Source organism: Halobaculum sp. EA56, assembly GCF_051195075.1.
Taxonomy (GTDB): domain Archaea; phylum Halobacteriota; class Halobacteria; order Halobacteriales; family Haloferacaceae; genus Halobaculum.
Window position 1 is genome coordinate 141,283 of the sequence record NZ_JBNTJX010000007.1, and the last position, 14,406, is coordinate 155,688.

Annotated in this window: 11 protein-coding genes and 1 pseudogene; 8 read left to right on the forward strand and 4 right to left on the reverse strand. The window is 55.9% G+C overall.

The genetic code is table 11. The annotated features are described in order from the left end of the window. Nucleotides 1-174: 174 nt before the first annotated feature. Nucleotides 175-1,050 (reverse strand): annotated as a pseudogene (locus ACQUQ1_RS13545) (IS1595 family transposase). A gap of 405 nt (nt 1,051-1,455) precedes the next feature. Then, nucleotides 1,456-2,694, reverse strand: coding sequence for a hypothetical protein (locus tag ACQUQ1_RS13550; protein WP_435064835.1), 1,239 nt, complete (start codon nt 2,692-2,694; stop codon nt 1,456-1,458). Nucleotides 2,695-2,901: 207 nt separating this feature from the next. Here ACQUQ1_RS13550 and ACQUQ1_RS13555 point away from each other — a divergent pair, with 207 nt between their 5' ends. Then, complete coding sequence (locus ACQUQ1_RS13555) at nt 2,902-4,482, forward strand: hypothetical protein (RefSeq protein ID WP_435064836.1); 1,581 nt, start codon at nt 2,902-2,904, stop codon at nt 4,480-4,482. A 777-nt stretch (nt 4,483-5,259) separates the two neighbouring features. Here ACQUQ1_RS13555 and ACQUQ1_RS13560 read toward each other — a convergent pair. Beyond that, complete coding sequence (locus tag ACQUQ1_RS13560; protein ID WP_435064837.1) at nt 5,260-5,823, reverse strand: DUF7344 domain-containing protein; 564 nt, start codon at nt 5,821-5,823, stop codon at nt 5,260-5,262. 438 nt (nt 5,824-6,261) lie between these two features. On the opposite strand from ACQUQ1_RS13560, the gene ACQUQ1_RS13565 reads away from it, so the two are divergent. Continuing rightward, nucleotides 6,262-7,080, forward strand: coding sequence for a DUF5305 family protein (locus ACQUQ1_RS13565; protein ID WP_435064838.1), 819 nt, complete (start codon nt 6,262-6,264; stop codon nt 7,078-7,080). Nucleotides 7,081-7,161: 81 nt separating this feature from the next. On the opposite strand, the gene ACQUQ1_RS13570 is transcribed toward ACQUQ1_RS13565, so the two are convergent. Next, a complete protein-coding gene (locus ACQUQ1_RS13570; RefSeq protein ID WP_435064839.1) occupies nt 7,162-8,304 on the reverse strand; it encodes a signal peptidase I in 1,143 nt (380 codons plus the stop codon). Between the two features lie 349 nt (nt 8,305-8,653). On the opposite strand from ACQUQ1_RS13570, the gene ACQUQ1_RS13575 reads away from it, so the two are divergent. From ACQUQ1_RS13575 to ACQUQ1_RS13600, 6 genes are all read left to right on the forward strand, one after another. After that, nucleotides 8,654-9,235 (forward strand): hypothetical protein, encoded by a 582-nt coding sequence (locus ACQUQ1_RS13575; RefSeq protein WP_435064840.1) that lies wholly within the window; start codon nt 8,654-8,656, stop codon nt 9,233-9,235. Between the two features lie 55 nt (nt 9,236-9,290). Next, nucleotides 9,291-10,040, forward strand: a complete 750-nt coding sequence (locus tag ACQUQ1_RS13580) for a hypothetical protein (protein ID WP_435064841.1) — start codon at nt 9,291-9,293, stop codon at nt 10,038-10,040. An 85-nt stretch (nt 10,041-10,125) separates the two neighbouring features. Next, entirely contained in the window at nt 10,126-10,737 is a 612-nt protein-coding gene (locus tag ACQUQ1_RS13585; RefSeq protein ID WP_435064842.1) for a hypothetical protein, read from the forward strand. Between the two features lie 653 nt (nt 10,738-11,390). Then, nucleotides 11,391-11,750, forward strand: coding sequence for a response regulator transcription factor (locus tag ACQUQ1_RS13590; protein ID WP_435064843.1), 360 nt, complete (start codon nt 11,391-11,393; stop codon nt 11,748-11,750). Beyond that, nucleotides 11,743-12,924 carry a HEAT repeat domain-containing protein gene (locus ACQUQ1_RS13595; RefSeq protein ID WP_435064844.1) on the forward strand — a complete coding sequence of 394 codons (1,182 nt, stop codon included), beginning with the start codon at nt 11,743-11,745 and terminating at the stop codon, nt 12,922-12,924. Before ACQUQ1_RS13590 ends, ACQUQ1_RS13595 begins: the two co-directional genes overlap by 8 nt. A gap of 3 nt (nt 12,925-12,927) precedes the next feature. After that, complete coding sequence (locus tag ACQUQ1_RS13600; protein WP_435064845.1) at nt 12,928-14,367, forward strand: glycosyltransferase; 1,440 nt, start codon at nt 12,928-12,930, stop codon at nt 14,365-14,367. The last annotated feature ends 39 nt before the right edge of the window (nt 14,368-14,406 follow it).

Below are 14,406 nucleotides of genomic sequence, written 5' to 3' on the forward strand. Positions count from 1 at the left end.
CTCAAGGGAATATTCAAGTGGCGTGCTTCCTCAGTTCTCAAGTACGCTTTCGCGTGGAACGTCGAAGGTCACCATCCAGTTGTGATCGAGGACGTGCTTTCCAGCGCGGGTAGTCCCGTCAATAGAGCCTTTCCACCTTTCAAGGGCGCTCTTGTGGCGTAGATTGTTGGTGAGTCACAGCGCAGTTTCGAGGATGGTTTTGAGCGCGTCTTCACCCGGGTTCCGGAAGACTTCACGACGGAGCTGAAACGCTCGGAGATACGGTGTAAGTCTGTCTTTGGAGACACCCCGATGCGGCGAGAGCCACCGTCGCGTCAGCGACGCGTGGCTCTCGCAGGTGTTCACGTGAACGGCTCCATCGACGTACTCACCCTCGCTTGGACGACGTATTCACGAGTGAATGCGTCGTCCTCCTCAAGCGGATCGTACGCCCGGAACCCGTCGATATAGACGGTTAGCGACTCCTGCTGGCGGTCGGCCAGCAGGAGTCGAATCGCCGATTCAGTGGCGGCTTTCGCCGGAATGACGTACCGCTTCCCGCTCCCGCGATCCGCGAGGATGAACACGGGTGGCTTGTCCCCAGCGTGCGTTCCACGTCCGCGCGTGGACAGACCACGCGAGCGCGACGAGCCGTCGCGCTCGCGGCCCTTGAGACCGGCTTCCACGTACAGTTCGTCCACCTCGACCGGACCTTCGAGCTGTAGTGGAGGCGCGTCCAGCGCTCGCAGGAAGCGCTGGACGCGCCGATAGATCGACTTGTACGAAACGCCGATCTCCACGTCTAGTTGTCTGAGACTCGTGTTGAAGCGGATGTACGTATACACCGCGAGGAACTACTTTCTGAGTGCGACCGCAGAGTGTTCGAACACCGTGCCCGTCTGATTGTTGAACGTGCGGTCGCGATCCTTACACAGATATCGCTGAAACACGCGATAGCTGCCGTTGCCGAATCCGTGATTCGGCACGGCAGCGCGGGCAATAAACGCCGTCACGCCAGCGAATCTGTGCCAGCAGATTCGCGGCCCGACGCTCCGAGACGAACGTCTTGATTCAAGTCTTCGATTCGACGCTGTTCTTTGTCACCCACACAGATAGGTGCTCGAAGCGAAGTCAACCTCGATACCGATGGACGTCTCACCCGACGTGTCGGAGCCGTACTCGGCGTTGAACGTACAGTACCAGTCGTTCCCATGGCAGTAACTTGAACTCGCGTCTGTTTCGTCCTATTCCGTCAGCCGGTCTACGGCGTCGGCAATATCGTCGTACACACCGATGGGTGTACTACCACTTTGAGACGCACAGGAGGCCGACGACGACCGTGCCGTCCTCGGTCGTGTCGATTCCTCAGTTCTGGTTATCGATGGCGAATGGTTGACGCCTCAAAAATGAATCTTGTTCTGGTCAGATTTCGCCTCACTAATGATTTAATACTGGACAAGGAATCTTGGAAACGAGTTACTCAAACTCCTGCCAATCGAAACTGTCGACCAGTTTGGAGTCTTCAGTATCTTCTTCCTCGCTGTGACGTACCTCGTCCGAGGGGTTTGGGTCCAGTCGCTTCTGAATATCTTCAGGAAGCTGACCGGACATCGATCGCTCCTGACGCTCCTCGGAGGAGTCGCCCTCTTCCATTATCGGGTCGGATTGGTTCCCGGTTGTCGATAGCTCATCTTCGCCACCGGGATTGATATCAAGCCGATGTCTGTCGTCGGACGAATGCTCCGTCGTCTCTGATGTCTGGGTGTGAGGACTACCGTGTCCTCGGGACGTTTCCTCCTGTACAGGTTCAGGGGGATTCCGACGATCTGATCTCGATTCGGTCGTTTGAGCAACTGGGTTCCCGAACAGGAACCACTTGGTTTCCTCTTCAATCCCGGTCAACCGACGCCCGCAATTGTAGCACTCGGGGGTGGTAAGTAACGGGAGATCGATCGTCTCCTCACAGTTGTCACAAGTTGCCGTCGTCGTGTCGATCTCCGCTGCGTCCTGCATCACTCGCTGCAGTTGTAGTTGATCAACCTGTAACTCCTCAAGTGCTGACTGGAGCGCGTCCGTTTTCGACCGTTGCTGTCGTTCAATTCGATCGATCTGGGACTCAAGGGAATCTGTCGTCGTAAGCAGGTGGTCGAGGATCGTCTCGAGATCCTCAAATTCGTTGTCGAGTCGAGATTCGATCCGTGCCTGCTCGTCTGTGACCTCGGATTCTATCGCGTCTAGTTCCTCGTTGAACTGTCGTAACTCAGATAGAGTTGCCGACTCGTGTTCGGCTATTTCCGTTTCGAACGCCTCGATGCGGTCTACTACCGTTCGGAGCTGTGACTCCAACTCGGTCCCCCGTTCGATCTGGGCTTCAAGTTTCGCTTCAAGCAGGCCGAGTCGCTCGTTAAAGTCCTCGTCCGACTGAGATCCTACGTCCGATTCACTCTCTCGTTGATGAGACGATGACGATCGTTTGTCCCCCGTCTGAGTGTTCGAGGATGGGGGTCCTCTGTCGGACGACCCACCGAACAGGTTGTCTTCATCGGCAGACTGCAGTAGCTGCGTTACCTCATTAAGAGTCCAGTATGATGAGAGTAATCGCTGAAAGAGTTCTTCTTCAGAAACGCCCTCCCGCTTAGCTTGATCGGCCAACCACTCCTCTAACGAATCAGCCGAGGGATCCAGGTCCCGATCGTCCCAGGAGTCGTCAGCCATATTCATCGATACACTTGACCCTAGGAGTTGCTCCGAAGTTAAAAAAGCGTTGCCTATTGACACTGAGATAATAAAGTATATATTCTCATACTGTGGTTGTATAAATATCTGATTAAAAAGTAGAATTAGCTCGCACCTGTGTCTTTCGTGGCTCCGAAGCGTACAAGAGGTCAGACAGGCTTAGACTAAGCAGGGTCCGAGGATTGAATGTCCCGATCACTGTGGTACCTCGGTGTCATACTCATCATCGGAGGGTTGGCGTTTAGCGTCGTTCCAACGGGGAGTTACGGTACGATCGCCGGCGATCGACCCGTCGATGTCTCAGTTGCTAGTGATAGCGAGGCGTTCGTCGCGCTCCAAGGAGCTAAAAACCAAGTGTCGGGTTCGGGGGACGGATCTGTTGTCGCCTATCTTACGAACAACCTCCAATCGTCGATGACAATCGAGTACGAGGCGACGGTTCGATCGGATACGGTATCAGTCGAACAATCATCGAATACGGTGACCGTTTCACGCGGGTCCCGACACGGGATCACTGTCGCCTGCTCATCACAGAATAGTGGTTCGGGAACTGCTACACTGGAAGTCACAGTAATCGAAGCGAAAACTGGATCTGCCACAGTCAGGGACGCAACACTCGAGACCACATTCGAGTACGATTGCTCCGCCGGAGGATCCGGCCCAAACGCACCCCCCGCGCCGAGGGGGCCGCCAGGTAGCGCCATTGCGTACATCGACTCGGATCACGACTACTCCTACGATAGCGGGGAGGTAACGGTCGACCGAAACGAGCTAGCGTCCTTCGAAAACGAGAGCGCTCACCTCGTTATTGCCGCGGACGGTGGACGAATTAATTACCGTAATCAAGAGGTCGATATCTCGGCGAAAACAGTAACTATCGGAGAAGCAACACTTGTGAGTAACAGCGCGATCACACTCTCCGCCCAGAGCGGTGGCCTTTCGATGCGGGACGCGACGATCGATACAAAAAACGGAGAGATTTCTCTCACTGGCGATACAATCCGAGTAGCAGAGAGTACGATAACGTCGAACCGTAAGATCAGTCTCGAAGCGAAGTCAGGTACGGTGGGTCTCAGTCGTTCGACCGTCGATTCCGAGAACGGCAAGATCGAGATCAAGGGACCGTCCGTCGATACCTCCGAGTCGACGATCACCACCAATCGTGAGATCAAGCTTACCGCCGAAAGCGGTTCTCTCTCACTCCCGAACGGACGAATCGAATCAAAAAACGGTGCGATCACGATCAAGGGTCGCTCTATCGACGCAGCCAAATCGACCATTTCAACCAACCGGGAAATCAAGCTCGAATCCGAGGGAAGCACGCTCACCCTGAGCGACGCGAGCGTCACGTCGAAGAACGGCGCGATCACGCTCAAGGCGACCCACATTGATGCTGAAAGTGCGACGATCTCGACGAACAGGGAGATTAAAATCACCAGCGAGTCCGGTCCTGTTTCTCTCCGGTACGCCTCCGTCGAGAGTAAGAACGGCGAGATTACCGTCAAATCGACGGCTAACTTGGACGCCGACGGCGCGGTTATCAAGACGAACAAAGCGATCAAGCTCACTGCAACAGGAAACGTCACGATCGCGGGGACACGAATTTCCTCGATGAACGGCCAGGCGACCATTACGCTGAACCGAGCATCGGCGACGCTGGCAGTCGATGGTGCGGTCATCGCCGACCGCGATAACACGGTCGTGTACAGTCCGAGCGGCGTCCGAGTCATCGGATCGCCGTCGCAGGGGACTGTCAGGGCCGGTTGACATTCTCCCGGCTATGAAAGGCGAAGACTCTGATACAGGGCAGCGAGCGGTCCGGCGTCCCAGTTTGTAACTTCAGGTCTTCCGAACGCAGTCCGGCGCAGGCGATAGCGATGTGCGCAATATACGTCGGCCACGCGAGCGGTGTAGCGTGTTCAGCGACCGATCGGACGAGGTAGCCGCCTCCACCGTACATCTCGTTCGTTTCAGAGATACGGCGGTGATTGCATCTGTCTAACGGTTCCCGCGTCTGGGAACGGGCCATGTCATCGCCTGACTCTCTTTTATATCACGGTGGACAAGCATGCTCGGGCCGAGGATCGTGTTTTGTCTACCGTGTCGCCATGACCTGAGTATCGCCCGCTAAGGGAAAGTGTGGGGGCCTTCGTCGTCCAAGCGGACCCCAATTCAACCTCAATATCTATCTGTTGTGTATAACCTCAAATTCACGGATATGAAACGCGGACGGCAAGGTTTTATCCTCGTACTTTTCTTACAACCAGGTGGCTCGGATATTCGTAGTCGAGCCGGGACCGAAGCGACTACAGGTTGCCAACGGATGACCGAACTGTAATGAGAACGCCATCTTGCCTACACGGTGGCTCCCAGTTTGTTAATTATTATTGAGATTACCAGGAGTCGTCGTGTAGTTCGATACAGAGAAACCTTTGGTGAAAGGAGGCCGTCCACTTGAAGATGAATGCAAAGATCAACTCCTTCGAGAGTGAGAGGAGAGCGATACTCCCAAGGATAACCCACGTAGAGACTGGTTCAGCTTTTTTATAACGATCGGTCGAATTCATCGATCCGATACCGTTGATTGAGATACGTATGATATATAGAAGAAAATAGAAAAATGGCGACAATTATTGTCGGATACAGCAGCTCCGGTGCCAATCCTGCCGGAATAAAGTCTAACCAAAGAGCCGCCAGAATGACTGTTGAGAGAACGGAAAGTCCGAGATAGTACACTCCCCAAGGGATCGATCCTTCCGGAACGATATCGAGATAAATATCAAGACGCTCGATCCGCTCGGTTAATTCTACACTGCCGTCCTCGAACTCCACGACTCCTGCACGGTCGAGACGGGGAAGATGCGTCTGTTGAAGCGACGTGTAGACCGCTTTGCGTTCACCCGACGTGATCTCCGAGATGCCTTTGTCGTGCTCCAACGCGGCGACATGTTCGGCTAACTCGGAAAGTGACACCGTTCCACCGGCCTCCTTGCAGTATTGAATCGTATACCGACGGCGACTGTTACTGATAAGATCAAATATTTCATCACGCGATAGTTCTTCATCCCACTGATTACGAGTGAGTATCTCATCAGCTCGCGTGTCCATCTTCTGAGTAAGTGAGACTTACGTGAACACTTAATTCCTCCTATGTGCCTTGTTTCCAGCAGATATGACCGGTATTGTACAAAACTGTTCCACGTAGACTTCCCCCTCTCCCATATGAAGTTATTTCTCTCGACCGGCGACGACAGTATTTTGTTCCAGTTGTCAGTACCTTCACCGCGATGACTGACGCTCGCATTCCTGTAACCATGGTCTACCCCGGATTATTGAATTTCGATGGCGTTTGAAGACCGAGTGAAGCTGTTTATCAGCCAGAATCATAGAGCTGTAGCCGGCCTTCTCCTTGTTGTCGGCGTGTTCTGTTTGATAACGGCGGGATACGTGTATGCGACGCCGGCAACGCAAACAGTTACTCAAGAAACTAATGTCCAGACATTCAGTAGTCACGTCGATTCGAGCGCTGTCGTAACTCGCCCCACGATGTTGTACGATCAGGGAGAGCGATTAGAAAACCGGTCTGTGTATTTTCTGTTTGCGACACCAGTATTCTCTTTTGAGGTGAACACGACCGTCCCGGCTGGAACACCCGTAGAAGTCCAGCAACGACTACAGTTCGAGATCGTCGGCGTTCGTGATGGAGCACCGTTCTATCGCCAGACACGAACGTTAGTCGAGAGAAATCAGACCGTCAGGGACGGTACGGTAACGACTTCGAGCCACCTGAACATCTCCGCGGTATCTCAGGAACTCGCAGCGCTTCTCGAGGAGGTACAGAATACGGGACAGTTCCAACTCCGACTACAATTAAATGTAACGTACCAAACGGAACGATACCAAGGGAGACTTCGATCGACAGTTCCGTTCGTGATCACCGGCGAAGCGTACTATATCGACGGCGAACTCTCTGCGGAGCGAACGGAATCGACGACGGTGGAACGGCAGATCACCCGCCAGCCGAGTCCTATAGAGTACGGTTCGATCGCCATTATCGGTCTACTGATAATCGGTCTCGCGACTGTGACAAGTCGGATAAAAAAGCGGGCAGACACCGAACTCCTGAAAACCCGAATCGTCCACGATCAGCATGAGGAGTGGATCTCGCGAGGCCAGTTCCCAACCAATGCCGAAAAACAATATATATCTATATTAACGCTTGAAGACCTCGTAGATGTCGCTATCGACACGAATCGACGGGTGATTCATGACCCGGAAATCGACGCGTACGCCGTTATCGACAGTACCGAGATCTACTACTACGCTCTCGAGGGAATCCAGGCCGACGACTGGCTAGATATTTAAATTAGACCGCCACTCTCAGATCTCCTTCCAATCCGAACCACGAACGACAGCTTCCCGATCGAATGGCCGGGCAAGAAACATTCAAAACATTTTACGCTTTATTCGTTGCACTGTCGAAATATCTCTTCCGGCCGACCGGAATCGGATAGGTCCGATTCCGACGGCCAAGAGCCCGGCAGTGACCGCCCCGAGTAGCAGCACGAGATCGATAGTTAGGACCGCTATAAGCGGATGGATAGCGTGGAGCCCCAGAATGATCGACCGTGGAAGGATCGGAAGATACTGCCATTGGGTGATACTTCTGGTGAACACTCCGGTCTGATCGGGGGCCCGAATGCTAAGCATCGTCACCCGCTCTGTTTTGCCTGGAACGAACAGTACCTGCTGAGATATCGAGACACTGGGACTGTCTGATTCGATCACGGTCAGCACCGGGATGTATCCGCCATTTGAGACCTGATACTCAACAGATGTTTCTTGACCGACACCAACGACGAGCGGATTCCCCCCCGGTGATTCCGAACTGACAATATCGAACGTCGTCGTACCGGAAGGAACAATCATACTTGCCGTTGCCGGCGTGAGAACGACTAATATCAATACGAGTAGAAATGTAGTATTTTTTATATAACCTGAGCGTCGTCGTGTCCGCCGGCCGGAGGAACGATCGCTTGAGACTATGTCGGCGACGAACCCGATCCCGATAACGCCGATACCGATCCAGACGAGCGACTGCGCACCGTCACCGACGAGCGACCCGATGCCGATAGCGGTTACTGCGGAACTGATGATATTCTGAAAACCCAACACCGCGTCGCCCAAGTTGGGAATCACGACGATTTGATTGTTGATCTCCAATGCAACGGCGACGATCTGATCCTCTGAGACAGGTGGTTCTGTTCCCGACTGGTCGGTAAACGGATTGGCGTCTCCGCGGGTTATATATCCGGCCTGAGATCGGCCGACGATCCGGTGGGTCACGAGTCCACCCCCATGCAGCTCCTCCGCCCTAAACGTAACGACGTCGCCGACCTCGGGCTCTCCCGCGATCACCGACGGGATCGCGATGAACCCATCGCCGGGTTCCATCGTCGGGGACATACTTCCGGTTTCGACATACCCCAAGAGGATCGGTTGGCCCATCATCTGCCCGAACAGCAGTGCCCCGACTGCGAGCAGCACAAGCACCACGAAAGCGTTCTGTACGATCCCTGAAAGCCTCACAGATGCAGTTGTCGACGGGAGAATATAACGCTTGATACGGTCTCTGCGTCTGTGCAACGGGAATCGGAGCGCACTTGAACCCAGAACTGAGTAGACTGTCCCACTCCACTGCGTTACCCGGTCGCTTCATCTCCCGCGTTGCTCTTTGAGATAGAGGAGGTTTGCGCCTAAAATGAATACGGTCCCCACTTATTCGACATCTCTGGCGCCGGCGACAAGCGACGTACAAGCTCACCTTTCGGAGTTCTCACCGAGCTTGAACGGCGTTCAAGCACCTGAATACAAAGATGGTAGGGATCTATTACGGAGACAGAGACGCAGACCGGCTGCGTCAAGGGAGCACATAACCATGGCACTCAGCAGACGGAACATCCTGATCGGACTGGGAGCAGCGGTCGGGGGCGGCGGCGCCCTCGTGAGCACAGGCGCGTTCACTACGGTGAGCGCTCAGCGGACGGTCGACGTTCAAACCGCTGGAGATGCAAGCGCGTTCCTGCAGATCACCGCCGACGACGAGTACGTCCCGGCGAACAGCGACGGGGGTACCCTCACTATCGACCTCGCCGGCGGAGGCAGCAGCGGGTTCAACCAGAACGCGGTTACGACGATCGACGGCGTGGTGAGCATCACTAACAACGCCGCCGACGGGAGCAGCGCGCTAGTCGGGGTTTCGACGACCGCGCCCGGAAGCGATCCCAGCGCGAACGGGTCGGCCTCGCTGCTGCTAACGGACCAGAACGGCAACAACGTCGCCGTGGTGACGTTCTACGTGAGCCCGGACGACTCCAGCATCTCGTCGGGGAGCACCCAGACGGTTCAGTCCGGCAACTCGGTCGAGCTCGATGTCGAGGTCGACACCACCGACAGCACGCTGAACAATACCAGCGCGACGACCGGCGGCCTCACGATCGTCGCGACGGAGTCGGCGTAATCAGCCGATACCGTTTTCACTACGGTATCAAACAAATGACCTGAAGTCGAACACAATGAAACGGCGAAACCTCATCACGGCTGTCGGAACGCTCGCGATCGGAACCGGAACGGCCCTCGGTACGGGCGCGTTCAGCGCGACGTCGTCCAGTAGCGAGGCGACGATGTCGATCGTTACTCAAGGGTCGGACGCGAACCTCGATCTGGATGTCGGTAACGGCGTCAGTAGTAGTTCCGACATCAAAAATGGTTTGTATAGTGGTGGTACCATCGATGAGTTCGATGTTAACGAGCTCCCCAAAGCCGCTGTCGAAGATAACGGGCAGGGGATGGTGAACGTTCAGGTATTCGGCGTGACGGGGAAGAGCAACACGTTCTCAAAAATAATTGAAGTCGTTAACAACGATTCTGTTCCCTACAACGTCGGATTCGCCTTTACCGGATTCGCAAGTTTCGTCGGAAATGGAGGAAAAATCACAACATCGGATATTAACTCTGTTTTCAAATTTGAAAACGGAGGCGATGTGATTTCAGGGGTCCCCGACGCAGAGCCCGGGTCAGGTACGGATCTATCGAATATCTCGTTCTCTGACCTCGGCATTGATAATCCCCTCAAAGTCAGTGGCGCTAATACTAAACAGGTCGATCTGAAATTCAACGGGAGCACTAGTGCATTGACAGACCACTATAACACCGCCCCGGGGAACTTCACGAACGCGAACAACGCTACCGATGGTAGCATCGCATCCGAACGGCAGGAACTGGTGAATGAGGTCACAGCCGTCGCGAACCCGACGAGCGAGTAGTCACCGTCGAGAATTCGATCTGTAATTCGAGACACCGTTGGGATGAACGAGGGGCGAACCCCGGAATCGCGGACACGATGATCGAATGCTCACCCGTCGCCAACTCATCGCTGGAATCGGAAGCGCCTTTATCAGTGCCGGGGTCGTAAGCTCCGCAGCCGCGTTCTCGGCGACATCGAGTGCGGCGTCAGCCTCCTTCACCGTCGTCTATCCCGACCTGATCGAGCTTCGGGCGGCCAACGATCCGCCAGTGCACGTGGAGACGACCGACGGGGGACGCGTAACGGCGATCACCCCCGGCGGCGAGGAGGAGGGGGTCAATCAGCATGCCATCACCCGATTCGAGGACATCATCGAGGTGGTCAACGCCGGCACGATGGACCTCGACGGGATCTACTTCGCCTTCGAGGCCGAGAGCGATACCCTGGGGTCGGAGGTGCTCTCCGACATCGAGGCGGCGCTGGCCGTCACCGCGGGTAGCGAACCGCTCGATGGGAGCGGCGAGTCCAGCGACGACCTCCTGGCAGTAAGCCCACACCCGAACGTCGCGGACGGCGTCCTCTCGCCGGGCGAATCGATCCCCTTCGGGATCCGTGTAGATCTCGTCCCAGAACACGGCACAAGCCAGCTGTCGGACCTTCCTGACAGGGATTACGAAGTCACTCTCCGGGTCACGGTGAATACCCGAAAAGAGTGAGGGGTCCGTCGAGAGGCTCCGAACCGAGTCGTGGACGACGTGTCGAAACAGCAGTGTTCGGGAGTTCGGTTCGCGCAGTCAAGAGACGGCTCGGTGGAGTGCGTCACATTGCACGTCGGAAGCCGTGTGTTTCACGGAACCACTTCGACACTTGTCAAACACCTTAGCGAGACACCAACAGTATTTCATACAATTGGTGGTCGATCGATCGCAGTCTATCGGTCGTATCGCACCTTGTCGAGTATTTATCCGGCCTACTCGTTCCCTTTGGTCACTCTTTGGACCGGTAGGGTCCTATTTAAATAACGCTGAGAAACTATTTTCATGTGTCAGATCGATCGGTAGGGTATGGATTCATTTCGCCGTGCGACATACGCGGAGATATCGAACGCGGTTCACGATATCGCGGATATTTCTGTCGAACTAGGTCAACCCGCCGGAGACTGACATTGTCCCGCGGATACCAAACGAAGTAGGGTGTCAACTTCAAGACTTCAAAGCCGGGGGCCATCGATCTCGCCTCTTTTATAAATGAACCTAACGTTTTATTATATATCGAACGAGTCTGATTTGCCTCCCGTACGTTCACTGCTTTCGATAAACCATTGTATACCGAAGGTAATCATCACCCAGTGGCCCGGAAAATCGTCGCAGTGGACGATGACGAAACGATCCGGGAACTCCTTCGATACCGCTTCGAACGCGAGGGGTATGAGATCGAGGTGTTTGTCGATGGCATGGAGGCGACGAACGCGCTCGTCGAGGGTGACGTCGATCCGGACCTGATAATCGTGGATGTGATGATGCCACGGCTCGACGGGAAACGACTCCTCCGTCGGATCCGTGCCGGCGATGCCGGGGTCGACTCCGACACGCCGGTCATCATGTTGACCTCGAGAGGGAGAGAGGAGGACGTCCTCGGTGGATTCGACTCCGGTGCCGATGATTACATGACGAAACCGTTCAGCCCCGCAGAACTGGTCGCACGCGTTCGGAGACACCTCAATGAGTGAGCTGTCATGTCCGGAGGCGAGCGTCGTCAGCCAAGTTCCGAGCCGGTCAGTCGCGCTCAGCGATCTACTCGGGGAGATTATCGGTATTATCGGAGTGGTTCTTTGCTCACTGCTCCTCTCTGTTGTGATTCTAACTCTTGGGAGATCCATAGCGGCGGCCCGGAGACGGAAACGCCGCGAACGCGTCCATGATACCCTCCGTGCAGGTCTTCTCGATCGATTATATAGCCCCGGAGACTCCGAGTGGGATGCCTGGGTACGCAGGCTCTCCCGAGTGGAACGGTCTGTGCTGGAGTCGGTGTTGGATTCGACGTTGAGAGAGGTAGAGGGAAGCGATGCCGAGACACTCCGTGAGTTGAGTGTGGCGTTGGGGATCCCCGCACGAGCGCGACGCAATCTGAGCTCAGGTCGCGAATCCGTACGGCTTCAGGCCCTTACTTGGCTGACGCTACTTCGAGATCCGACCGACGAGATACTCGACAGGAGCTACGAGCCGTCGACCACGGCAGAACGTGTCGCGGTCGCACGGTTGGTCTATGCCGCGGACCAGCCCGATGCGGAGTACGGCCTCTCGATCCTCCTTGAGGATGCGAACGAGCCGTTCAGTGTGTTCGGTGTCGACACGCTCTATCGGCTCGCGGAACGTGACGTGGAGACGTTCCTCGATCGAGTAGCTGCCTCCGCGTCGACATGGGATTCGGACCTCCTGGCGCAGGTGTTACTCGTCGTCCGGTCGGTAGGCACGCCCGCTGAGCCGGACCGTCTCAAGTGGATCGTCGACCAACTCGATCACCCTGACGGCTCAGTCCGTGCAGCAGCGGCTCGCACCCTCGGAACGGTGGGCTGGAACGCGAGGATCCGGGCGAATACACCCCTCAAACGCATCATTCACGATGGCGACCCGACAGTGCGTTCGAGCGTATACCAGATGCTCGGTGAATGGCGAACCGAGAAGGCCCGTACCACCATCCTGTCGGCACTTGCGGAGGAAGCGGACGACAGGGCACTCGTCGCCGCAGCACGTGCGCTCCATACCGGCAACGACACCCTGGCGATCTCGGCGCTCCCGCCACGAGCACGGCCCGCGTTCGAGTGGGTACGCGAGATCCACGAATACGAGCGACGCGCTCGAACGGGTCAGAACGTTGCGGCCTCCACGAGCACCGCGAGGTGATCCATGCACACGATTCAACACCTCGCGGTGTCCATGCTGGCAGCGAGTGGTGTCGTTGTCGTCGGATACTACGCGCTGGTCAACGCGTTCTACTTCCTGATACACGGTCTCGCGCTCCGGGAACTGCAAGAAGACGTCCGTGAGGCATCCTATGACCCGCCGTTTCGAGCGTTCGACACTCCTTCGTATCCCGGGGTCGGGGTGATCGTTCCCGCATACAACGAGGAAGCGACAATCGTCGAAAGCCTCCGGTCGATGCTCGCATTGAACTACCCCGACATGGAAGTCGTCGTGGTCAACGACGGGTCGACAGACGGGACCCTGCCGGCACTGATCGAACAATTCGACCTCGAACGGGGTGAGGCAGAGATTCCATTCGATATTCCGAGCGAGCCGATCCACGCGGTGTATCGTTCGACGACGTACGAGGAGTTACTCGTCGTAGACAAAGAGAACGGTGGGAAGAGCGACGCGCTCAATGCGGGATTATGGCTCACAGAGAAGGAACTGTTCTGTGCAGTCGATTCCGACACGGTCATCGACAGATCGGGACTTCTCCAGATCGCTCGTCCGTTCTTGAACGAACCGACGAGGGCCGTCGCCTCGGGCGGAACGATCCGAGTCGCAAACGAGTGCGTCATCGAGGAAGGACTGGTCAAGGAGGTGAACCTTCCGAAGACAGGGTTAGCCGGACTACAGGTGATGGAATACCTCCGGGCGTTTTATTCGGGACGTCTCGGAATGAACCGGCTCAACGGTCTAATCCTGATCTCTGGAGCTTTCGGACTGTTCCGGACGGACCTCGTCCGAACGGTTGGTGGATATCGTCACGACACCGTCACCGAGGACTTCGATGTCGTGATGCGGCTTCATCGATACCTCAAAGAGAACGACCAGGAGTACACCGTCGATTTCGTTCCTGAACCGGTCGCATGGACGGAAGTCCCGGCCACCCGGAAGATGTTAAGTCGGCAGCGTAGGCGGTGGTATCGCGGAATGGTGGAGACAGTCGCTACCCACAGAGACATGATCTTCAATCCGAGATATGGTCGCGTCGGGACGTTCGTGCTTCCGATGTTCGTCCTCGCGGAGATGTTCGGACCGCTCGTCGAGGGTCTCGGGTATCTGTTACTCCCGCTCGCGTGGTACTATGGGGTACTCAACGTCGAATTCTTCGTCCTGTTCTTTCTCCTCACGACGGGGTTCGGCGTCTTCCTTTCGTGGTTCGGAATTTTCAGCGAGGCGTGGAGTTTCAACAGATACGACCGCCCCGAACAGGTCCTTCGGCTGCTGTGGTACGGCATCTTAGAAAACTTCGGGTACCGACAGTGGAAGACGCTGGTTGCCTGGCACGGACTCGTCGAATATCTCCGCGGTACCACCGCTTGGGGTGTGATGGAGCGAACAGGATTCACGACCGGGGAGGAGGACGAACACGAGTGAGACGCGGCAAGAGAGGTTACCTCCTCGAAAGGGGGAGGA